The sequence below is a fragment of the Bacteroidales bacterium genome (assembly GCA_035342335.1).
GTDB lineage: Bacteria > Bacteroidota > Bacteroidia > Bacteroidales > JAGONC01 > JAGONC01.
Genome location: DAOQWY010000014.1, coordinates 1 through 21,227, shown reverse-complemented (window position 1 = coordinate 21,227; position 21,227 = coordinate 1). Strand labels below are relative to the sequence as shown.

Sequence of the window (21,227 nt, the reverse complement as noted above, 5' to 3'; positions counted from 1 at the left end):
GCTCCCGGCGGGGATCACAATTCACCGGTCATCGAAAGTTTTTCAAACTCTTCCCTGTCGACGATCATGTCTTTTGAATACCGGATGAAGAGTTTTCCCACATCATATATTTCATAGGGCAGGACTTTCATCCCAAGAGCCATCCGTACCAGGGCTTCCGGTATGTTCTGGCCCACCCCGACGGCAAGATAGGTCCAGGCGGGGATACGTGGATTGATCTCCAGCAGGTAATATTTATTATCCTGGGTTTTGATCATCTCCAGCTCAAAAGCGCCGCGCCACTTCGTTGCACTGACAAACTTACGGGTGAGTTCGAGCAGGTAGGCGTCGTCAATGGAAATCCCGGCCCAGGCCTTTCCCTTATCCGTGATATACTGCTTGCGCATGGCCACTGCAGCCACCGTGGTTCCTTTACCATCGCCAAGGCCTGTCACATTATACTCTGATCCGTGTACAAATTTCTGCAGGATCACCGGCAGACCCCATTTTGCACTGATCTTGTTGAAACAGGTCAGCACCTGTTCGATATTATAGGCGATATATGCATCGTACCACTTTCCTTTCACAAGCAAAGGGAAGGTGAACTCCGACTTGATGTCGAATACCTCCTTCGTCTCAAAGACCGCTTTACCATGGGGCACCAGGATATCGTACTTCTCTCCGAACTTCGAAAGGTTGACCTTATGTCGTTCTTCATACTGTTCAAGGGTGGGGAGGAACATATGGATGCCCATCCTTTTCAGCTGCTGTTCAATCTTCATGAAAGAATACAGCTCCGCATCAAAATTCGGGATGATCACATCCATGTGTTCCATCTCCTGGACATACTCAAGTCTTGAAAGGATCATATCGCTCCCGGATGATGGATAAGGAAGCTGATAGGTTTTGTCGATCAGGTCGTGCATGTAAATCATGGGCTCCAGTGATTCATAGGCTAGTCCTATGATCCTTGCGTCAATTGATTTTGCTTCACGCAATCCCATGGCCACGGCCATGCCGGGGCCGGGACTGTCAATGGCATTGAGCCCTGAAATACCAATTGTAGCCCTTCTTTTATTCATCGCTGCCTATTAAAAGATACTGCCTGAGCTGATGGATAAAATCGTTGTAGTCCTTTTCAAACGTGATGGTGTCCACACTGTAATGGGACAGGATCTCTTTTGATATGTCGCCGAACGACCTGCCTTTTTTCACCAGCTGCAGAACTTCCATGCCCAGGGGATTGACAATGAATGACTCTCCGGTGGAAGGATTAAAAAGATAACCTGACTCACTGATGGCGATATTTTCCTTTAATTTCATATCCTTTTGAATTGACGCATTGAAGCTTGTACGATCATCGGTCCATTATGGTTTGATCAGCCTGAAACTCTCAGAAAAATAAGAGTTTGCAGCTATCCTGTACAAATATACTCCTTTTGGATACATACGGATATCCAACTGATAGGTTTCACGCTCACGGCTGATGGGATAGCTTTTTAGGATCCTGCCCTGCAGATCAATTACCTGAAGTTCAGGGTTGGTCAGACCAGCAGGCAGATGATAGGTTATGTTTACGAAAGAGTTTGCCGGATTGGGATAAGGGTCTGACAAGGCAAATGAATGATCCGGATGGATGATGCCACTGGAATTTCCTTCCCCCGGCAGATCGTACACCCAGGTTTGAACCGGATAAGGGTACACAGAGTAATCGTAAACATAGGCAAGAAATTTCCGGCCAAGGTCACCGGCGTCATAAACCTGAAAATAAGAAGCCCCCGGTATGGTGGCCAGTTCTTCTCCCAGTTCATTGACGATTTTACTCCCATAAATATAATATTGTCCCGCCTCCTCATAGTAGTAATAAGTGACAGCCAGTTCAACCAGGTCGTCCGTGTTGAAGAGATGTTCCGAAACATAACGGATGTCATACAGATAGTACCCGGTTGGTACCGTAAGCGTGACTGTTTTCCATAGTGAATGGTCCATGTTGTAAATCCTGCATTGAACATTGGTCCAGTCCATCACATAATATTTGGGCCCTGAAGTTTCGAGCTGGGCCAGGGCCCCGGAAACCTGATAAATGGTTTCCAGGTTTACCTGAGCAAAGCCCTGATGAAAAAGCAGCCCTGTCCATAAAATGATAATGATTCTTTTCATCGGTCAAATTTTTTACAAAATAACGCTGATTTAACAGGTGCTGATGTACATAATTTCATAATTATGTTATGGTATTTTAATATTTTGGGATTCTGTCACTTATAATGGCTCATCTGGCCGGAATGTCATAAAACTTTCCTTAAATTCCATAACAGGGATGTAGAATTTCCGTGCCAATTTTGCATCATTCAATTAAAGCTATTCATATAAATAAAAATGCCATGAAAACGAAAAAATCTTTTTTCAGTTATTTCTTGTCAGGATTGGCCATCATGAGCCTGGCTGTCCTGGGTTGCAGTAAGACTGCCGATGTAAGCACACCGGAACGTACGGCAGCTGAGTTGAAACAAACCATTCTCCTGACAGGATTATTTGAGCCCATTCCCATGGAATCCGCCGACAACTGCATTGATGATTTTCCTTTTGAAGAATTGAGCGAGGAAGAGGTGGAAGCGTTAATGCTGATGCGGGAAGAAGAGCTGCTGGCCAGGGATGTATATGTATTTGCCTACGCTCTGTACCCCATTCCCATTTTCAATAACATATCGAAGAGTGAAACGCAACACACCGGGATGGTCAAACTTCTCATCGAAAAATATGAGCTGCCGGATCCGGGCGAAGGTCATCAGCCAGGAGTATTTGTCAATCAGGATTTACAGGCAGCGTACAATGAGTTGACCGATCTGGCTGACAACTCATTGATCGAAGCGTTGACTGCAGGTGCGACCATCGAGGACCTGGACATATTCGATCTGCATCATTTGCTCGAGGAGTCAATCGACAACCTGGACATTTCCTGGGTATTTGAAAACCTTGAGCGCGGTTCAAGAAATCACATGCGTGCTTTTTACAGGAACCTTGTATTCCGCGGTGCTGGCTACACTCCCCAGTACATCAGCCAGGAATATTTCGATGAGATCATCGGCTCAGACCATGAACCGGGCTTTGGCGGTTGCGGGTGCATGAATACCCTGTAAGCGAACCAACGGTTTATTCTTTCTTTAGCAGGTCATCCAGCGGGATCCGGTTCTTTACCGGATCCTTTTTGTATTCTGTCACCGACATACCCGTAATATTCTTAAATTGCGTTGAAAGGTACTGCACGCTGCTGTAGCCCATCTGATAAGCAATTTCACTCAGGGTCAGTTCGTCATAGGAGATCAACTCCTTTACTTTTTCAATCTTATGCAGGATGATGAACTTTTCAAGTGTCATCTTTTCATGTTGAGAGAACAGGTTGGACAGATGCTGATAGGAAAGCTGGATTTTATCCACCAGGTAGTCTGAATTCCGGATGATCGAATTGCTGTTGTTCGAAAAATGGATCAGTTCGATCACAGCGATCTTGATCTGTTCAACGATGAATTCTTCCCTGTTGTGGATGAGTTCAAACCCTTTTTCTGCCAGTGCTTTCCGGATCCGGTCAAATCCCGGATCCGCGATATTGTAGGTGATATCCGCCTCCCCAAGGCCTATGGAATTCACTTTCACACCCATTTTTTCCAGTTCCTCCCTGACCATACGAATACAGCACTGGCAGATCATATTTTTCAAACGCAGGGTGGTTGATTGCTCGTATGACGTATTCGGCTCTTCCATAGAAGGAGGGATCGTTCCGCAAAGTTAGCATATAAACAGCCGGCAAAATGTTACCTGGTTTTCTCAAACCTTTTAATGGCCACCAGTGCCAGCCTGTAGGCAATGAAAATGATCACGGGGAGGCTTAGGAACCAGAGGATCTGTGCTATCATAGTGAGTTAATTATCCGTTGATTAATATTTATGGCTTTCGCTTTCCAGTTCGCTGGCATCGATCTTCTTTTTATTGATGGCCCGCCAGGTATAAACGATATACGCCAGCACGAACGGCACCAGTAAGGAAACATAGCTCATGGCCGTAAGGGTATAATGGCTCGATGAACTGTTCCGGATGGTCAGTGAGCTCTGCAGGTCGTAGGTTGAAGGATAATACGCCGTATTGTTGAATCCGGCAACCAGAAAGAGCGAAAACACAGTCAGAACCGTACCGATGCCGGCAGCCCAGATGCCTTTATCGTGGCATTTTATGAAGTGAAGGACAGGGCGGATGATCCCGAGCAGCACCATCAACACACCTGCCAGGAACAGGATCAGGACCACCGGCATCTGGATCAGGTTATGAAAATATTTATGAGGTTCCATCGAGACGACACCCGTAACCGGATCCACGGCAAAACCTTCTTTCAGCAGCAGCATTACTGTAAAAACCAGGAAAAACACGACAAAGGGAATGGCATCGAAGAGTAACTGTTTACGTGCTCTGGCAATGACTTCCGCATGATCGACATTCCTGAAGAAATAAAGGACCGCAAGCACACGGGAAAGGAAGAAGACGGCAAGCCCCAGCGACAGGTTCTGAACGTTGACGGCTGCTTCGAGTCCGTGAAAAGGCGTTTCCCACCGGGAAAAATTGTATTCGTTGACTGAAAAAAGCGATCCCGTGAAAAAAGTGGAGACGGCTGTACCCAGTAAAATGGTTCCAACGGCGCCGTTGACCAAAAGGAACGTTTCGTAGGTGCGGTGCCCCAGGAAATTATTGGGTTTTCTCCGGTATTCATACGAAACAGCCTGGATGACGAAAGCGAAAAGAATAAGCATCCAGACCCAGTATGCACCTCCGAAGCTGGTGCTGTAGAACAATGGGAAAGAGGCAAAAAAGGCACCTCCGAAGGTGACCAGTGTCGTAAAGGTGAACTCCCATTTCCGTCCCAGGACGTTAATGATCAGGGAACGCTCGGTTTCGGTTTTCCCGAGGCGGTAGACAAGGGTTTGCCCTCCCTGCACAAAGAGCAGGAAAACGAGGAACGAAGCCAGCAGGGACACGATGATCCACCAGTACTGTTGCAGGGCAAAATGAGACATGTTTCCGAACATTATAGGGTTCCTCCATCTTTAGGTCCAAGTTTTATCTGTCGGGTCATAATTTTGATATCGGCGATCAGAAGCAGGGTGAAAGTAATGGCGAAAAGACTGAATGTCAGCTTCACGCTGCCTGCCGTAAGGCTTGAGACTGCCACCGACGTGGGCATCAGATCCTGTATCACCCAGGGCTGGCGGCCGAATTCAGCTACCAGCCACCCCATTTCCGATGCCAGGTAGGCCAGCGGGATGCTCAACACGGCAGCATACAGCAACCATCTCCACTTCGGCTGTTTCCTTCGCAGGACAAAATAAAGGGACAGAAGAAAAAGGAGCACAAACCACATTCCCAGCACCACCATGATTCGGAAGGAGTAGAAGGTCGGGGAGATTGGTGGTATGGCTTGATGAACGTCCGTCAGGTGACCGTAACCAAAGTAGGCAAAGTTCTCCTCGAAGATCACCCTGGCCGAATCGGCCCTGGACAGGTTCCCTTCTTCTTTGGCTTCCTTGAAATTCTTCAGTGCGGTCACTGCCAGCCTGCCTTTTGCCATCTTCTCCTCAACAGAGATGATGCTGCGCTCCGGGTTCCCGTGTATCAGGTCCTTTATTCCGGGCACATAGGCTTTTGCATCGTGGAAAGCCATGAGCGACAACAGGCTGGGTATTTCAATCTTCAGCAGGAATTCCCTCTGCCGGTGTTCATTTCTGGTCCCTGAAAGGATCCCTACGGCTGCCAGGGGGGCATGGGTCGTTCCCTCGTAGAGGTTCTCCATGGCGGCGAATTTCACGGGTTGATGCCGGGCGAGCAGCCGGGCCGACCCGTCACCGGTCAGGATCAGAAAAAACGACATGATCAGGCCAAAAACGGACGCAATGATGATGCTCCGTTTTGCCAGCAGCTGATGCCGGTTCCGGAGAAGGAACCACGCGCTGACACCCACCACGAACACGGAAGCCAGCACATAACCTGAGGTCACCGTATGCAGGAACTTATTGATGGCAACCGGTGAGAACAGCACCACCCAGAAATTCACCATTTCATTCCGGGCTGTTTCGGGATTGAAGCGCATGCCAACCGGGTACTGCATCCAGGCATTGGCCACCAGGATCCAGAGGGCCGACAGGCTTGCCCCGACCGCCACCAGCCATGTCGAGGCCAGGTGAAACTTCTGGCTCACCTTGTTCCATCCAAAAAACATGACCGCTATAAACGTGCTTTCCAGGAAGAAGGCCATGATCCCTTCAACGGCCAGCGGGGCACCGAAAATGTCGCCCACAAACCAGGAGTAATTGCTCCAGTTGGTTCCGAACTCAAATTCAAGGATGATACCCGTGGCTACGCCTATGGCAAAGTTCACTCCGAACAGGGTCATCCAGAATTTGGTGATCCGCTTCCATTCTTCATTGCCTGTTCTCACGTACAGGGTTTCCATGAAGGCAATGATGAATGATAAACCCAGCGTAAGCGGAACAAACAGCCAGTGGTAAATCGCCGTAAGCGCAAATTGGGCTCTCGACCAGTCGACCAGTGATGCATCCATAATCAATGAGGTTTGGTTGTTAATTGTTCGATGACATAGTCACCTTTTTCTTTTTCAGAGCGAAATTTTGAGTTGAGAAAATCCGGGAAGAAAAACAACCTGAATACAGCAAACATGATAAACAGCTTGATGAATATGATTAGCCAGAGGGTTTTGCCGACGGTCATCTGGTGGAACCCATCGTAATAAAACCTGTAAATCTTCCTGATCAGTGACATAAATCTGATGAATTCATTAATATGCGTAAAAATAAATATTAATATTTTTCCGGCAAAATTTTATTGATTATTTGCACGCTTGTCCCCTTTATCAGGCTTAACCATACAATATTTCGAATTGTAAACAGTTTATCAAAGGGTAAAGATTCGTATGTTTGCAGTTCAAAATTCATTGATAATGAAACTTTTCACTACCCTTGTTCCGATCTTTTTTTTCTTTCTTGGCAATTACTCATCCTTTGCTCAGGAAATAGGTATCGGACAATGGCGCGAACATCTTCCTTACTTTGAAGGTATTTCCCTCACGGAGGCTGAAAGCCGGATTTATTGCTCCACACCTTACAGCATATTTTATTTTGACAAAACGGATAATAGCCTGATGAGGCTGAACAAGGTGACCGGATTGTCCGATATCGGGATCAGTACGATCAATTACCACACCGCCCTTCAAACACTGGTGATCGCCTATACCAATACCAACATGGATCTGATCAGGGGCAATACGATCACCAACATCTCGGATATTTACCGCAAGCCGATCCTCGGAAAGAAAACGATCAACCGTATTTGTTTCAGGGATCAGTACGCCTATCTGGCCTGCGGATTCGGGATCGTTGTGCTGGATCTCGAAAAGGAAGAGATCGCCGATACCTATTACATTGGCCCGGACGGAAGCCAGATCAACGTATCCGATCTCACTTTTGATGAAAACAATCATATTTTCGCTGCCACTGAAAGCGGGATCTACAGGGCCTCCCTGAACAGCGCCAACCTGTCGGATTATAATTCATGGACAAAAGACATGAATGTACCCCATCCTGATCTCGTCTACAACCACATCGAGTACTTTGCCGGAAAAGTATTTGCCAATAATGTTCACGAGGAATATGATGCGGATACAATCTTCACGTTTGACGGAACCAGCTGGCAAAGATTCGATTCACCTTCCTTTTCCACAAAAAAGAGCATCCAGGTCAATTACGGTCAGCTGCTTTTTGCAAATATTTATAATGTCGCAGTCTATGATCAGGCTCTGACCAGGATCTATTTTACCTATCAGCCCAGTGATATCTGGATTGCCCCCAACGATGCCATCCTTGATGAAGAAGGGTCTGTATGGGTGGCTGATCGTTACTACGGGTTGCTGAAGACTTATAACAATGGCTGGAGCGCTGATGTGATAAGGCCGAACGGACCCAAATCGGTCAATGTTTTTGACATGTCGGTTAGGGGGAAAGACCTGTATGTTGTTCCGGGCGGCAGGGATGCTTCCTGGGGCAATGTCTGGAAAAGAGGAGAGGTCTACTGGTTTATCGAAAACAGCTGGGATTACCTGGATTATAAGAAACAACCCGAATTGGAACCTGCCCGCGACATGGTTGTGGTGGAAGTGGATCCGGCGAATCCCAAAACGGTCTTTATCGGATCCTGGGGCAATGGGGTGTACGAGATCAGGAACAACGCACTTTTTGAGATCTACACGGATGAAAACAGCACCCTTCAGCAGTTCACCGGGACCGGAAGGATCAATGTCGGGGGGCTCTGTTTCGATCATGACCATAACCTCTGGGTCACGAACTCGAATGCTGCAAACCTGCTTTGCGTAAAGAAAAACGATGGAACCTGGGCTTCTTTTAATCTGGGTTCCGCAGCCTCCGGCATTGATGCAGGTGAGATCGTGATCGACAGTGCAGATCAGAAATGGATACTGGTCAGGGATCACGGACTGCTGGTCTTCAACGACAATCATACGCTCGATCAGCCGGCTGATGATCAGATGCGAAAGCTGAGTTCCAATGCAGGCAATGGTGCACTCCCCGGCTTGAAGATCCTCAGTGCTGCCGTGGACCAGGAAGGCGAACTGTGGATCGGATCCGATGAAGGAGTGGCGGTCATTTATTCTCCCGGAAATGTTTTCACAGGTGGGAACTATGATGCACAGCGTATCCTGGTCGAACAGGACGGATATGTTCAGTATCTCCTGGAAACAGAAACGGTGACCTGCATCACCATTGACGGAGCGAACCGGAAATGGTTCGGGACCGACCGTGCCGGGGTTTTTCTGATGTCGGAGGATGGCACCAGGGAAATTCTCCATTTCGACGAAAGTGACAGTCCGCTGCTTTCCAACTCCATCACCAGCATTGTGATCAACGATGACGGAGAAGTCTTTTTCGGAACAGCCAAAGGGATCATTTCGTATAAAAGCACCGCCACGCCACCGCCACCTGTCATTACGGACGTATATGCCTATCCGAACCCTGTCAGGGAAGGATACGACGGACCCATCGCCATCAGGGGACTTGGTAACGATGTTGTGGATGTGAAGATCACAGATATCAGCGGCACGCTGGTGTTTGCTCCTGAAATCGAAGGAGGGCAGGCGATCTGGTATGGACGAAATTTCGATGGAAGAAAGGTCCGGACAGGTGTCTATCTGGTCTTCATCAGCAACGAAGATGGTTCCGATACGATGGTGACAAAAATTTTGTTCATTAATTAACAAAATTGTCAGGCTGACCCATTCAATTCTGCTTCCTCCATGCCTGAAATGATTCATAGCCGGGGAGTTGTGTTCCACCATGTGTCGTTCGGTGAAAGCAGTATCGTTGCCAGAATCTATACTGAAAAATACGGCCTGCAATCCTATATGATCAAAGGGGTCAGAAACAAAAAGGCCAGGATCCCCTATTCGCTTTTTCAACCCGGAATGCTGCTGGAAATGGTCGTCAGTAAAAATGAGAAGCACACCCTCCAGCATATCCGGGAAGTCCGCTGTGAGCACCTGTATGAAACTGTGCTTCAGGATATCCGGAAAACCGCAGTCCTGATTTTCATGATGGACATCCTGAACAAAACGATCCGTGAGGAAGAAGCCAACCCGGAGTTGTTTGGTTTCATACATCATTCCCTTGTGAACCTTGATGAGAGTACCGGATCCGTTTCAAACTACCACCTGGTATTTCTTGTACGTCTTGCACGTCTTCTTGGATTTTCACCCAGAAACAATTTTTCTGACCGTGATCCGTATTTCAACATGAGTGAGGGGGAATTTTATTCCGGCAAGGAGATTCCGGGACTGTATATGGATCCCCCCCTGACCCGGATCTTTTCTGAGGTTCTTCACACGGACTACGATACCATTTGCCGGCTGAAGCTTCCTTCGGCTTGCCGTAATGAACTACTGGAAGGGATCCTTGCTTATTTGGGGATGCACTCTCCCTTTGTCAGGGATATAAAGTCGCATCACATACTTCGGGAAGTATTCTCCTGAATCATTCGACAGGCACAAAGCCTATCAGCTCCGCAAGATGGGCAAGCAGTAACTTTTTCACCTGGATCATATCCCCCGGGATGTCTGTTTCTTTCTGCAGGGATGTTGATCCCTTATTGGTAAATCCACAGGGATTGATGAACTGAAAAAAACTGAGGTCGGTATTGATGTTGAATGCAAATCCGTGCATGGTCACATTTCGGCTTGCCCGCACCCCGATGGCGCATATTTTCCGTGGAAAGGTATGCGGATCAAGCCAAACTCCAGTGGCACCTTCCAGCCGTTCGCCGTTCACGCCATAGAAATCCAGCGTCCGGATCACGGCTTCTTCCAGAACATGGATGTACCTGCGGATCGTCAGATGAAAAGCGTCCAGGTCAAGGATGGGATAACCCACCAGTTGTCCCGGACCGTGATAGGTGATATCTCCGCCGCGGTTGATCCGGAAAAAGGAAATTCTTTTTTTTTGCATCATCTCCTCCGTGATGAGCAAATTCCTCTCCGCACCGCTTTTTCCAAGCGTATAGACGTGCGGGTGCTCGCAAAAAAGAAGGTGCCCTGCCAGGGCTTTACGCTCTTCCGGGACGGATTCCATACCCGTTTTCTGCCGAATGATCTGCTGGAACAACTTTTCCTGGTAGTCCCACGCCTCCCTGAAGGAGATCAGGCCGAGGTCTTCATATCTTACTTTCATGTATTAAACTGTTTTGATATCTGATGAACGATTAACCGATAGTTGATTTATGATTGGATTGTCGATATAAATCAAATATCTGATATCGGTTAATCATTCATCAGATATCGGCACACGTGTCTTTCCGCCCGGTAAGACGACCGTACCAGGGGGCTGCTTTCCACAAAGCGAAAGCCCTTCTGCAGGCCCTGAACACGGTACTTTTCAAATTGCTCCGGGGTGACATAGGCCGCTACCGGAAGGTGTTTCCGTGTTGGCTGCAGGTACTGCCCGATGGTCAGTACGGTGCACCCGGCAGCCAGGAGCTCATCCATGGTCTCAGCCACTTCCTCTTCGCTTTCCCCCAGTCCGACCATGATTCCGGATTTTGCCACAACACCTGATTCAGCGATGATCCGGAGCACGCTGAGGCTGACATCGTACTGTGCACGGCTTCGGATCATGGGGGTGAGCCGTCTGACCGTTTCCATATTGTGCGAAACGACTTCAGGTGCGCTCTGGATCACCTGCCGGATACGGCCGGCATCCCCGTCGAAATCAGGGATCAGGGCCTCGATGGTGGTGTGGGGATTCAGTTCCTTGATTGCCCTGATCGTTGCTGCCCAGGCTGCAGCGCCTTTATCCGCAAGGTCATCGCGATCGACAGAGGTGACCACGCAATGCGTCAGATTCATAAGAAGAACTGAATGAGCAAGTTGCATTGGTTCGGTGGGCTCTGGTGGCAACGGACGGCCTGTCTTCACATTACAGAACTTACAGGAACGTGTACAGATATCCCCCAGGATCATGAAGGTGGCAGTGCCCCTTCCCCAACAATCGGCGATATTCGGGCAGTGCCCGCTTTCACAGATCGTATGAAGCTTATGCTGATGGACAATGTCCTTGACCTGCACGTACTGTTTTCCTGCCGGTAGTTTGATCTTCAACCAGGGGGGCCGTCTGGAATAAGGATGTTGAATCATCGGTTGTCAAAGTATCAGCGTAATCACTCACAAAAATAATAATACAATAACCATTAACGATTATTCAAATAGAAGTAGAGGTGGCAGGCGAAGGAGAAATCACAAAGGAGGGTTGATATTAGATTTCTGTTGATTCTCATATCTCTGATATCCTTTCTAATTTCAATTTCTACTTCTACCTCTATCTCTATCTGGATTATGAGTAATCGCTATTCAAAAAAGATTCTTCACCACTTTGATCACCTGATCAATTTCCTCATCGCCAACATCCAGGTGGGTGATCATCCGGATTTTCTGAGGGCCGAAGTCAAGGGCAAGAACATCAGCCTCCCTGAGTTTCGCCAGGCATGTGTCTGTGGAAACCGTATCCTCAAGGGTAAAGACGACGATGTTGGTATCCACCGGCAAAATTTCTTTTACATACGGGAGCCCTGAAAGGGTTTGGGCAAGAGCTTTTGCTCTCTGATGATCTTCTTTCACCCGTTCCGTATGGTGTTCGAACGCATAGAGTCCTGCAGCGGCCAGAAAGCCTGACTGACGCATGGCACCGCCGAAAAGTTTGCGGACGCGCCTGGTCTGATTGATGAATCCTTTATCCCCGATCAGCAGGGAGCCGACCGGGGCCCCCAGGCCTTTGGAAAGGCAAACGGAGACCGAATCAAACAGCTGCCCGTATTGCAGGGGCGATTCCCCGGTTTCGGCCAGCGCATTGAAGATCCGGGCACCGTCGAGATGAAGCTTCAGTCCGTGAGCCTGGCAGGCAAGGTAGATCCGCCGGATCTCCCCGATATCCCAGATGCTTCCGCCTCCTTTGTTGCAGGTGTTCTCGATGATCACCAGGCTGGTTCTGGGATGATGGATATCATCCGGATTGATGTTCCCAAGAACATCCCCTGATGTGAAACGGCCCCTGTCGCCTTTCACCAGCCGGACCGACACGCCCGAGTTGGCCATCAGGCCGCCTCCCTCATAATGATAGACATGGGAAAGGGCATCGCAGATCACTTCGTCGCCGGGTCGGGTATGTACCTTAACGGCAATCTGGTTCGTCATGGTGCCGGAAGGACAATAAACGGCATCCTCTTTTCCAAAAAGAGTGGCTGCCCGTTCCTCCAGGGCTATGACCGTCGGGTCGTCACCCAAGACATCATCGCCCACGTTGGCATTCATCATCGCCTTTAGCATGCCCGGCGTGGGGCGGGTGACGGTGTCGCTGCGCAAATCGATCGGACTCCTCATAGATTAATTTTTAAAGCAAAATTACGAAAATGGTAACACGATGAACACCGCAATATCCCAGAGCGTATGCGACAGGATGTTGATCACCATGGAATGGTATCGATGATACAGCCAGCCCCAGAACAGGCCGCAGATCAATGCCGCCATTACCAGCATGAAATTACCGGTGGCGAGATGGACCACCGTGTAAAGCGAAGTCGCCAGGAGGAACCCGGTCCATTTTCCATACCGGAATGACAGATGCCGCTGTACAAATCCCCTCCAGTAAAGTTCTTCCCCAGGGCCGATCACCAGTGCCATCAAAACGAGGATCCTTGCAGGGGAGGTTGCACCCTTGAAATGATAAACCCCTGTTATCTGATCGCCTGCAAACGAAAACCACGCACGCGAGAGGAGGTTACCGATATAAAACACAAAATAAAGGACGATAACCGATGCGAGGGCGATGATCAGTTTTCGGGAAACATGGCTCGAAAAATCTGAGCACAGGGAAGAAAGCCAGTTCCTGTCCAGTAGAAAACCGAGCAAAACAAGAATGAACAGATTGAGGCTCATCCACCACCAGAAATCCAGCCCTCCGATGTGCTGAATGACAAACAGTGGGACAAAGATTCCCACACCCAGAAGAATGACCATCCAGACCAATCTGTGGTGCGGCAGGAAGTTCCGTTTCATTTTAAATTAAGGATTACGACATTGAGCAGCAGTGCCACCGTGCACAGGGTGCCAAACAACAGGTTAAGCTTAGCGGTGGCTCCATCCAGGGCTATAAAGTCGAGCGGATCAATAGGTTCTTTCCGCCGGATGGCTTTGTGCCAGAGTTTGACGGCCAGGGGAAGGGCCATCAGGGTCAACAGGAACGGCAGTGGCATGGCCGGGATATCTCCGGGTAAGATCCTCGGTGCGAAGATCAATCCCAGTACAATGGCAAAAGGTCCGAAGATCATAAAGGCATAGTACCGCAGCGATCCATTATCCCCCAGCAAAGACGCTATCGTGGTAATATCTCCTTTCTTATCCGACACAATGTCGCGCCAGTTGTTGGCGTGCAGGATGGCGATCACGTGCATTGCCATGGGAACGGCCCACACTACGGGTATCCAGGAGAATGAGCCGGACTGGACATACCAGGAGCCCAGGGAACCCAGTATGCCGAAGTTCAGAAATACGGCCAGATCACCCAGCGCGTGATATTTCAGGGATATCTTTCCCCCGCGGGTATAGAAGATGCCTACCAGAAGACCGAGTCCCCCAATAGCCAGCAGCAGGGGTCCGCTCTTCCAGGCAAGATAGAAACCGATCAGCGCCCCGGCAAGAAACAGAATTGCAGAAGCGACCAGCGCCTCTTTCAGCGTAATCATTCCCCTTACCACACCCCCGCTCACAGGTATCGGAACCCGGTCAAGCCCTTTTTTATAATCGTTGATATCGCTGAGAATGTTGGCAGCCGAATGAAGAACGACCATTCCCAGGAGAGACAGGATGAATAATCCGGGTTTGAATGCGTTACCGCCATAGGCTGCAGCGCCTACTGAACCAAATACCACAGGCATCGTGCTTGCCGGAAAAGAAAATGGGCGGCTGCAGATGAGCCATTTTTTAAAGAAATTCATTTTGACCGGTCGATCCATTTTTAAATTCGGTTTTTTATTCTGCCGTTGCTCTGTTACCAGAGGAACGGGATCATATTTCATCAACGAACAATAAACATTCTGAAGACGACCTTGTTCACAACCGCCGCTTTCTTTTCAGCAAGCGAAAACTCAAAATCTGATCTGTTGTAAATCGTAAGGTGGATGTTGGTTTCCGGCGACCCGGATGGATCATAATAGGTCAGTGTTCCCGGTGGCAGACCAGCTCTGGAACGATAGTATCCGACAGCACTTCTGGATTTTTTTTCCGCCATGGCCTGAACAATAAAACCGTTGCTTCAGTAGTTAAATATCTGATTTACCTTATTTTTGTCAAAATTATAAAAGTTTGTGACCTGATCTTATAGTTTTCAAGGGAATTGAACATCTATACTCAAAAAAAACGCTGGAAGCTCAGTCTTTTTGTGATAGCCGCGGTGATCGTGGCTGCTTCCCTCTGGTACTCCAATAACACGGTGAGTAAGATTGCAAGTGAGGAAAAAAGCAATATCCGGATATGGGCAAATGCCATTCAGCGGCGGGTGAGCCTGGTGGATTATACGGAAGATTTTTTTGAGTCACTCAAGGCCGAAGAACGAAAAAGGGTGGAATTGCTTGCCGAGGCCACGAAGCGTCTCATCTATGCAGAAAACTCAGAAGAACTGACCTTCTATTCCGATATCATTGCAGGCAACACCACCATTCCGGTCATTCAAACCGATAGTATGGGCCGGATCCTCGGAGTAAAAAATGTTGATTTTTTGTTAGGGGACATTCAATACCTGGATGGAAAGCTCAAGGAGGAGTTCTCCCTTTATGAACCTGTAAAGGTCAGTACTTACGGGAATGTCAGCTATCTTTATTACAGGGATTCCAAGACCTATTCAGAGCTTCGGTCCTACCTGGATGATATGGTCAGGTCGTTTATCTCCGAGGTGGTCCTCAACTCCGCATCGGTCCCTGTCATTATCACCGACAGTACCAAATCCAGGGTGCTGGAATTTGGGAATATTGATTCCCTTAAAATTGCCGACACGAATTATGTCAGGCAGATCCTTGACGAAATGGCCAGTCAGAACGAGCCTATCCGGCTCGACCTTGTGGAGCAGGGTACCTGGTTTATTTTCTGGAAAGATTCGTATCTCCTGACACAGCTCCGGTACTACCCCTATGTTCAATTCGGTGTGATCGGGCTGTTTCTGATCATCGCCTATTTACTGTTCAGCACCGCCCGCAGATCGGAACAAAACCAGGTATGGGTTGGTATGTCGAAGGAAACCGCCCATCAGCTCGGCACGCCCATTTCCTCCATGATCGCCTGGATCGAATTGCTCAAACTGAAGCAACTCGACAACAAAATCGTCCAGGAAATTGAAAAAGACGTGAACCGGCTTGAAAATATCACCGAACGGTTCTCCAAAATTGGTTCTCCCCCGAAACTCTCACCTGAAAACGTTGTGGAGGCGATCTATGATGCCATTGAATACATTAAAAACAGGTCTTCCAAAAAGATACACTATACGATCAATGTACCCCGGGAGCATGAAATCATTCTGCCCCTGAATACAAACCTTTTTGGCTGGGTCATTGAAAATCTGTGTAAAAATGCCATTGATGCCATGGGCGGAAATGGTTCGATCAGCATCACGGTTTCCGAAGACATCAAACGGGTGTTCGTTGATGTGACCGATACCGGAAAAGGCATTCCCCGGTCACATCAAAAAACGATCTTCTCACCGGGCTACACCAGTAAAAAAAGAGGCTGGGGGCTTGGACTGACACTTTCCAAGCGGATCATCAAGGATTATCACAATGGAAAGATCTTCGTCAAATCCTCCGTTGTGGACCAGGGAACCACGTTTCGCATCGTTTTGAACAGGTAATGCCCGGCATCTACCTTCATATCCCGTTCTGCAGGAAGAAATGTCATTACTGTAATTTCTATTCCTCAACCCTGTTGCAGCATAAACAGTATTTCACTGATGCACTGACAAAGGAGATCATCCTGCGCAGCAACTATCTCTCAACCGTACCTGTGCAAACGGTCTATTTCGGCGGGGGGACGCCTTCCCTTCTGACGGCCGGAGACCTGGCACGGATCTTCGGGGATTTGAACCGTATCTTTCAAATTGCAGATGACGCAGAGATCACCCTTGAGGCCAATCCGGACGACCTGACGGGAAAATACCTGAGCGACCTCCGCACCCTGCCAGTCAATCGTTTAAGCATAGGCATCCAATCCTTCTTTGATGACGACCTTCATTTCCTGAACCGGATCCATTCTGCAAGGGTAGCCCTTGATTCCATAAAACGGGCACAGGATAAAGGATTTCTCAATCTCAGCGTCGACCTGATCTATGGCATACCCACCCTGACCAGAGAGAAATGGGCTGAAAATCTTCAGATCGCTTTTTCACTGGATATCCCCCACATCTCTGCCTACGCACTGACCGTTGAGCCCGGAACATCTCTGGAAAAGCTAATCATCAGAGGAAAAGCCGTTTCCCCCGATGAAGAGGCCATGGTGGACCATTTTAACCTGCTTTGTGATGAAATGCGGAAAAATGGATATGCCCATTATGAAATTTCCAACTTCTGCAAAGAAAAAAACGAATCACGTCACAACATTGGCTACTGGACCGGTGAACCTTACCTGGGACTGGGTCCGTCGGCACATTCGTACAACGGTATTTCCAGGCAATGGAACCGGGTAGATGTCAGGACCTATATTGAATCCATCCGGAACGGTCAACCTGATATTGAAGTGGAGATACTGAGCCGGGATCAGAAGTACAATGAATATGTGATGACCTCCCTCCGTACGGTGTGGGGATGCAACACTGAGGTGGTTCTGGAACGGTTCGGCAGAATGTACAATGACTATCTGCTCGGGCAGGCAGCCGGCTGGATAAAATCAGGACATCTTATTTCAGAGAAGGATGTTCTGAAACTGACCCATACCGGGAAACTGTTTGCCGACCGCATCACCTCTGATCTCTTTCTGATGGGTGAATGATCAATCCCTGATAAGCCTGACTTTCAACACCACAGGCTGGTGGTCGGTAAACTCAAAATGCACCGGGACCGTCTTCACTTCAACCACTTCCACATTGGGAGAGACCAGAAAAAAATCGATGAGTGTTGTGCGGGTCGCTCCTTTTGCATAAGGCTTATCGACGTCCCGGTTGGTGGGCTGGGAGGGATCATAGACCCATTTCCATCCGGAGGGCATCAGCCCGGCGGGGATAAGGGGATCGATGGTTTTCAGGGCATCGCCGCTGGTGATCCTTTCCTGGCGGAAATCCGGCGGATTCTGGTTCCAGTCGCCACCGGCGATCACATAGTGACCCTTTTGATAAGCATCCGTTGCCTCCTTCCGGAGTATCTCGAGCTGCATTGACTTGGCTTCCCCGGTTTCATCGTAAGCGGAATGATGCGTATTGATCAATGTTAACGGCTGATCATTCACGGTTAGTTCTGTCAGCAGGAAACACCTCTGCAACATGAACAACCGCGTGGGCCAGGATTCATCGGGGGGGAAGGCATACCGACTGGCTGTCTGCGGACAGAACCGGCTTGCAGTCAACAGGCCGCTTTGCACGTCACCCATGGGATGCAAAAATGGCAGAGGCACAAACCTGACCCGGTAGTTGAACGCGAACAGCGTGTGGTATCCGGGTAGGACACCCTGGATCCGTTTCACCTGGTCATCGTGATAACTCCGTTTTGCGCTTTGATCAACTTCCTGAAAAAGAAACAGATCAATATTCCCCAGGCGGTACAATTGATCCAAAATTCCCTTCCGGTAACGATCATACAGATCTCGTTCCGGCCGGACCCTTACACCGCCTTCATAAAAAAAGTCCATCTCTTTTCCAAGTCCTCCATAACCAATATTCCAGGTGATCAGTGTCAGTGTATCCTCCGGGAGCGTGTTATCCGTGCAGGGTTTAGGAACAGCACTGTTTTCAACCGGGGGTGGGGCATACAGGGTAATCATTCCCCAGATGATGACACCTGCCAGATAGAGAATGATCAGGCCCAGAGGGACCAGTACGATCCACAGGGCGATTTTTATCCATTCAACCATGTCGCATATTTTGTATAAAATTACATCATTCTGACCGATTGTGCCTTTTATTAATTTTTGTACTTTTACTCCACTTTAAAATCTTTGGTTCATGCCTATCCTTGGATCTATCCTGAAAAAAACGATTGAGTTACGGAGTAAGTTACCCAAAGAGATCAGGCACCGGGATCGATATGAAGAACAGAAAGGGGTTCTGAAGAAGTTGTTGAAAAAGGCCCAGTTCACCCATTTTGGTGAACACTATGACTTCAACAGCATTGTTCGGTCGGATGATATCGTGAATGAATTCAGGGAAAGAATTCCCATCCAGGATTATAATTCGATTTTCAAACACTGGTGGTATCGGGCACTGAATGGGGAAGCCTATGTAACATGGCCGGGCAGGGTGAAATATTTTGCATTGAGTTCCGGGACATCCGAGGCTTCAAGCAAGTACATCCCCGTGACCAACGACATGGTCAGAGCCATCCGGAAGACCAGTGTCCGTCAGCTTCTGTCGCTGGTCCACTATGACTTCCCTCCCGAGTTTTACGACAAGGGGGTCCTGATGCTCGGCGGCAGCACCCACCTCAACTATAATGGCACTTATTATGAGGGAGATCTCTCAGGCATAACAGCCAGTGGGATACCCTTCTGGTTCCAGCATTTTTACAAGCCCGGTAAGCGAATCGCCAAAGAAAAGGATTGGGCCACCAAACTGGATGAGATCGTCAAAAATGCCATAAACTGGGATATTGGAGTCATTGTCGGTGTACCCGCGTGGTTGCAGATCCTGATGGAGAAGATCATCCAGCATTACCAGTTGAAAACCATCCATGAACTATGGCCAAGCCTTTCAATCTTTGTTCACGGAGGGGTGTCCTTTGATCCTTACAAAAACGGCTTTGAAAAATTGCTGTCCCACCCACTGACCTATATGGAGACTTACCTTGCCAGCGAGGGATTCATTGCGTATCAGTCCTATCCGGCTCCACATGCGATGCAGCTGGTCACCGACAACGGGCTTTTCTATGAATTCATACCATTCAACGACCGGAACATCGACGAGCTTGGGAATCTGAAGGCAGAACCTGAAACACTTACGTTAGCAGAGGTGAAGGAAGGTGTCGAGTACGTGTTGTTGCTCAGTTCGTGTGCCGGTGCCTGGCGTTATGTGATCGGTGATACGATCAAGTTTACCTCCGCTGAGTGGTGCGAGCTTGTCATCACCGGCCGCACTAAGCATTATCTGAACATATGCGGAGAGCATCTTTCGCTGGAGAACATGAACAGGGCGGTCAAGATGCTTGAGGATGAGTGCAAGATCGAAGTGCGCGAATTCACCGTCACACCCATTCAGTCCGGGTCACTGTTCGCGCATAAATGGTACCTTGGAACCGATAGTGCGATCAGTCCGGAAGTTGCTGCAAAAAAAATTGATGAATACCTGAAAGTGCTCAACGATGATTACCGTGTTGAACGCAAAGCTGCCATCCGTGATGTGATCGTGGAGATCCATCCCTCAAGGGTTTTTTACGACTGGATGAAGATCTGTGGTAAAGAAGGTGCCCAGCATAAATTTCCGCGTGTGTTACGAAATGAATCCTTAGAGAAATGGGCAGCTTATCTGGATAGTTTAACCAAATAACTGGACAGAAAATGTTCAACATCTTTCTTCAGGGTGTCATACTTGGGTTACTGATTTCCGTTACGGCCGGGCCATCCTTCATCACCATCCTCCAGACAAGCCTGCAGCGAGGTTTCAACATGGCTTTCTTCATCGCACTGGGCGTTCTTTTAAGCGATGCAGTCCTCATTACCATTTGCTACCTTGGAGCAAGTATCATCATCACTACCCCATCAAGCCGGATTTATATCGGAATGATCGGGGGAATAATTCTGATCGCATTTGGATTATGGACCTTCAACCGAAAACCGGAGATTCTGCTGCGCCGAAGTCCCAAGTACAAAACCCCCACCAAAAGACCCGGCCCGCTGACCTATATCTTCAAGGGTTTCTTCCTTAATTTTCTGAATCCCTTCCTTCTGATCTTCTGGTTTACAGCCATAAGCTGGGTCGCTTCCAGGGCTGAGGAAGGAAAACTATTGATCTACACACTTGTATTTTTTAGCGGAACCCTGGCGACCACCTTCTCCCTCGACTTGCTAAAAAGTTTCATCGGTAACAAAATCAGTCTCTATATCCGGCCCAGGACCCAGCTCTGGATCAACCGCGCCGTTGGAATCGCACTCATTGCTTTTGGCATTTTTCTCATTGTTAAAGTTTCTCTTGAATGGCTTTGACCCCAATTCGGATTCATTCAACATAAAAAGTGGCCTATGAAATCAAATTTATCAAAAAACTGGTGGTTCCTTTTCATCCTGGGATGTGTTTTCATCCTGTTCGGGGGCCTGCTGACCTTTTATCCAAAAGAGACCCCGCAGAAGATCTTATTCTTGATGGGATTGATCATCCTTCTGGGAGGCATCATCATTCTGGGGCTGTCACTGATGAATAAAAAAGACAACAAGGGGTGGGGAGGATTGATGACATTTTCTG

22 protein-coding genes are annotated in these 21,227 nt (G+C 48.4%); 8 read left to right on the top strand and 14 right to left on the bottom strand.

The genetic code is table 11. From position 1 onward, the window contains the following. Positions 1-14: 14 nt before the first annotated feature. Genes PKI34_08325 through PKI34_08315 form a run of 3 tightly spaced genes read right to left on the bottom strand, consistent with a single transcriptional unit; the run spans position 15 to position 2,139 of the window. Positions 15-1,061: an ATP-grasp domain-containing protein gene (locus PKI34_08325; GenBank protein ID HNS17811.1), complete on the bottom strand. Its 1,047-nt coding sequence runs from the start codon at positions 1,059-1,061 to the stop codon at positions 15-17. Further along, positions 1,054-1,302: a PqqD family protein gene (locus tag PKI34_08320; protein HNS17810.1), complete on the bottom strand. Its 249-nt coding sequence runs from the start codon at positions 1,300-1,302 to the stop codon at positions 1,054-1,056. Before PKI34_08320 ends, PKI34_08325 begins: the two co-directional genes overlap by 8 nt. Positions 1,303-1,347: 45 nt before the next feature. Then, positions 1,348-2,139 carry a T9SS type A sorting domain-containing protein gene (locus tag PKI34_08315; GenBank protein HNS17809.1) on the bottom strand — a complete coding sequence of 264 codons (792 nt, stop codon included), beginning with the start codon at positions 2,137-2,139 and terminating at the stop codon, positions 1,348-1,350. Positions 2,140-2,360: 221 nt separating this feature from the next. On the opposite strand from PKI34_08315, the gene PKI34_08310 reads away from it, so the two are divergent. Beyond that, complete coding sequence (locus PKI34_08310; GenBank protein ID HNS17808.1) at positions 2,361-3,116, top strand: DUF2202 domain-containing protein; 756 nt, start codon at positions 2,361-2,363, stop codon at positions 3,114-3,116. A 13-nt stretch (positions 3,117-3,129) separates the two neighbouring features. On the opposite strand, the gene PKI34_08305 is transcribed toward PKI34_08310, so the two are convergent. The 4 genes from PKI34_08305 to PKI34_08290 form a co-directional block, all read right to left on the bottom strand. Next, a complete protein-coding gene (locus tag PKI34_08305) occupies positions 3,130-3,738 on the bottom strand; it encodes a helix-turn-helix domain-containing protein (protein HNS17807.1) in 609 nt (202 codons plus the stop codon). A gap of 173 nt (positions 3,739-3,911) precedes the next feature. After that, the gene (locus PKI34_08300; protein ID HNS17806.1) at positions 3,912-5,039 is read right to left on the bottom strand and encodes a cytochrome d ubiquinol oxidase subunit II; all 1,128 of its coding nucleotides are present in this window, start codon (positions 5,037-5,039) and stop codon (positions 3,912-3,914) included. A gap of 11 nt (positions 5,040-5,050) precedes the next feature. Continuing rightward, positions 5,051-6,586: a cytochrome ubiquinol oxidase subunit I gene (locus PKI34_08295; GenBank protein ID HNS17805.1), complete on the bottom strand. Its 1,536-nt coding sequence runs from the start codon at positions 6,584-6,586 to the stop codon at positions 5,051-5,053. After that, positions 6,583-6,798, bottom strand: a complete 216-nt coding sequence (locus PKI34_08290) for a DUF4492 domain-containing protein (protein HNS17804.1) — start codon at positions 6,796-6,798, stop codon at positions 6,583-6,585. Before PKI34_08290 ends, PKI34_08295 begins: the two co-directional genes overlap by 4 nt. Positions 6,799-6,976: 178 nt before the next feature. On the opposite strand from PKI34_08290, the gene PKI34_08285 reads away from it, so the two are divergent. Together PKI34_08285 and recO are read left to right on the top strand one after the other, a co-directional pair. Continuing rightward, positions 6,977-9,301, top strand: coding sequence for a hypothetical protein (locus tag PKI34_08285; GenBank protein ID HNS17803.1), 2,325 nt, complete (start codon positions 6,977-6,979; stop codon positions 9,299-9,301). A gap of 39 nt (positions 9,302-9,340) precedes the next feature. Beyond that, positions 9,341-10,072 carry a DNA repair protein RecO gene (recO, locus tag PKI34_08280; GenBank protein HNS17802.1) on the top strand — a complete coding sequence of 244 codons (732 nt, stop codon included), beginning with the start codon at positions 9,341-9,343 and terminating at the stop codon, positions 10,070-10,072. 1 nt (position 10,073) lies between these two features. Here the strand turns inward: recO and lipB are convergent, their stop codons facing one another. From lipB to PKI34_08250, 6 genes are all read right to left on the bottom strand, one after another. Continuing rightward, entirely contained in the window at positions 10,074-10,766 is a 693-nt protein-coding gene (lipB, locus tag PKI34_08275) for a lipoyl(octanoyl) transferase LipB (GenBank protein ID HNS17801.1), read from the bottom strand. A gap of 89 nt (positions 10,767-10,855) precedes the next feature. Continuing rightward, positions 10,856-11,728 carry a lipoyl synthase gene (gene lipA, locus PKI34_08270; protein ID HNS17800.1) on the bottom strand — a complete coding sequence of 291 codons (873 nt, stop codon included), beginning with the start codon at positions 11,726-11,728 and terminating at the stop codon, positions 10,856-10,858. Positions 11,729-11,941: 213 nt separating this feature from the next. Then, the gene (locus PKI34_08265; GenBank protein ID HNS17799.1) at positions 11,942-12,967 is read right to left on the bottom strand and encodes a GntG family PLP-dependent aldolase; all 1,026 of its coding nucleotides are present in this window, start codon (positions 12,965-12,967) and stop codon (positions 11,942-11,944) included. Between the two features lie 21 nt (positions 12,968-12,988). Further along, on the bottom strand, positions 12,989-13,642 hold the full coding sequence (locus PKI34_08260) for a type II CAAX endopeptidase family protein (GenBank protein ID HNS17798.1): 654 nt from the start codon (positions 13,640-13,642) through the stop codon (positions 12,989-12,991). Continuing rightward, positions 13,639-14,598: a 1,4-dihydroxy-2-naphthoate octaprenyltransferase gene (gene menA, locus PKI34_08255; protein HNS17797.1), complete on the bottom strand. Its 960-nt coding sequence runs from the start codon at positions 14,596-14,598 to the stop codon at positions 13,639-13,641. Before menA ends, PKI34_08260 begins: the two co-directional genes overlap by 4 nt. A gap of 62 nt (positions 14,599-14,660) precedes the next feature. Then, positions 14,661-14,873, bottom strand: a complete 213-nt coding sequence (locus tag PKI34_08250) for a hypothetical protein (protein ID HNS17796.1) — start codon at positions 14,871-14,873, stop codon at positions 14,661-14,663. 105 nt (positions 14,874-14,978) lie between these two features. Here PKI34_08250 and PKI34_08245 point away from each other — a divergent pair, with 105 nt between their 5' ends. Continuing rightward, a complete protein-coding gene (locus tag PKI34_08245; GenBank protein ID HNS17795.1) occupies positions 14,979-16,481 on the top strand; it encodes a HAMP domain-containing sensor histidine kinase in 1,503 nt (500 codons plus the stop codon). After that, on the top strand, positions 16,481-17,614 hold the full coding sequence (hemW, locus tag PKI34_08240; protein HNS17794.1) for a radical SAM family heme chaperone HemW: 1,134 nt from the start codon (positions 16,481-16,483) through the stop codon (positions 17,612-17,614). The genes PKI34_08245 and hemW overlap by 1 nt, the downstream gene beginning before the upstream one ends. Here hemW and PKI34_08235 read toward each other — a convergent pair whose 3' ends face one another. Further along, entirely contained in the window at positions 17,615-18,688 is a 1,074-nt protein-coding gene (locus PKI34_08235) for an endonuclease/exonuclease/phosphatase family protein (GenBank protein HNS17793.1), read from the bottom strand. A 91-nt stretch (positions 18,689-18,779) separates the two neighbouring features. Here PKI34_08235 and PKI34_08230 point away from each other — a divergent pair, with 91 nt between their 5' ends. The 3 genes from PKI34_08230 to PKI34_08220 form a co-directional block, all read left to right on the top strand. Continuing rightward, positions 18,780-20,315 (top strand): GH3 auxin-responsive promoter family protein, encoded by a 1,536-nt coding sequence (locus PKI34_08230; protein ID HNS17792.1) that lies wholly within the window; start codon positions 18,780-18,782, stop codon positions 20,313-20,315. Positions 20,316-20,326: 11 nt separating this feature from the next. Then, positions 20,327-20,971 (top strand): LysE family transporter, encoded by a 645-nt coding sequence (locus PKI34_08225; protein ID HNS17791.1) that lies wholly within the window; start codon positions 20,327-20,329, stop codon positions 20,969-20,971. 36 nt (positions 20,972-21,007) lie between these two features. Then, on the top strand, positions 21,008-21,227 hold a 220-nt coding region (locus PKI34_08220; GenBank protein ID HNS17790.1), incomplete at its 3' end, for a hypothetical protein.

Coding starts and splice junctions, on each gene's coding strand:
- recO (HNS17802.1), top strand. CDS start 9,341: ATGCCTGAAATGATTCATAGCCGGGGAGTTGTGTTCCACCATGTGTCG.
- PKI34_08260 (HNS17798.1), bottom strand. CDS start 13,642: ATGAAACGGAACTTCCTGCCGCACCACAGATTGGTCTGGATGGTCATT.
- PKI34_08285 (HNS17803.1), top strand. CDS start 6,977: ATGAAACTTTTCACTACCCTTGTTCCGATCTTTTTTTTCTTTCTTGGC.
- PKI34_08290 (HNS17804.1), bottom strand. CDS start 6,798: ATGTCACTGATCAGGAAGATTTACAGGTTTTATTACGATGGGTTCCAC.
- PKI34_08225 (HNS17791.1), top strand. CDS start 20,327: ATGTTCAACATCTTTCTTCAGGGTGTCATACTTGGGTTACTGATTTCC.
- lipA (HNS17800.1), bottom strand. CDS start 11,728: ATGATTCAACATCCTTATTCCAGACGGCCCCCCTGGTTGAAGATCAAA.
- menA (HNS17797.1), bottom strand. CDS start 14,598: ATGGATCGACCGGTCAAAATGAATTTCTTTAAAAAATGGCTCATCTGC.
- PKI34_08315 (HNS17809.1), bottom strand. CDS start 2,139: ATGAAAAGAATCATTATCATTTTATGGACAGGGCTGCTTTTTCATCAG.
- PKI34_08325 (HNS17811.1), bottom strand. CDS start 1,061: ATGAATAAAAGAAGGGCTACAATTGGTATTTCAGGGCTCAATGCCATT.
- PKI34_08320 (HNS17810.1), bottom strand. CDS start 1,302: ATGAAATTAAAGGAAAATATCGCCATCAGTGAGTCAGGTTATCTTTTT.
- PKI34_08265 (HNS17799.1), bottom strand. CDS start 12,967: ATGAGGAGTCCGATCGATTTGCGCAGCGACACCGTCACCCGCCCCACG.
- hemW (HNS17794.1), top strand. CDS start 16,481: ATGCCCGGCATCTACCTTCATATCCCGTTCTGCAGGAAGAAATGTCAT.
- PKI34_08230 (HNS17792.1), top strand. CDS start 18,780: ATGCCTATCCTTGGATCTATCCTGAAAAAAACGATTGAGTTACGGAGT.
- lipB (HNS17801.1), bottom strand. CDS start 10,766: ATGAAAGTAAGATATGAAGACCTCGGCCTGATCTCCTTCAGGGAGGCG.
- PKI34_08310 (HNS17808.1), top strand. CDS start 2,361: ATGAAAACGAAAAAATCTTTTTTCAGTTATTTCTTGTCAGGATTGGCC.
- PKI34_08235 (HNS17793.1), bottom strand. CDS start 18,688: ATGGTTGAATGGATAAAAATCGCCCTGTGGATCGTACTGGTCCCTCTG.
- PKI34_08300 (HNS17806.1), bottom strand. CDS start 5,039: ATGTCTCATTTTGCCCTGCAACAGTACTGGTGGATCATCGTGTCCCTG.
- PKI34_08305 (HNS17807.1), bottom strand. CDS start 3,738: ATGGAAGAGCCGAATACGTCATACGAGCAATCAACCACCCTGCGTTTG.
- PKI34_08250 (HNS17796.1), bottom strand. CDS start 14,873: ATGGCGGAAAAAAAATCCAGAAGTGCTGTCGGATACTATCGTTCCAGA.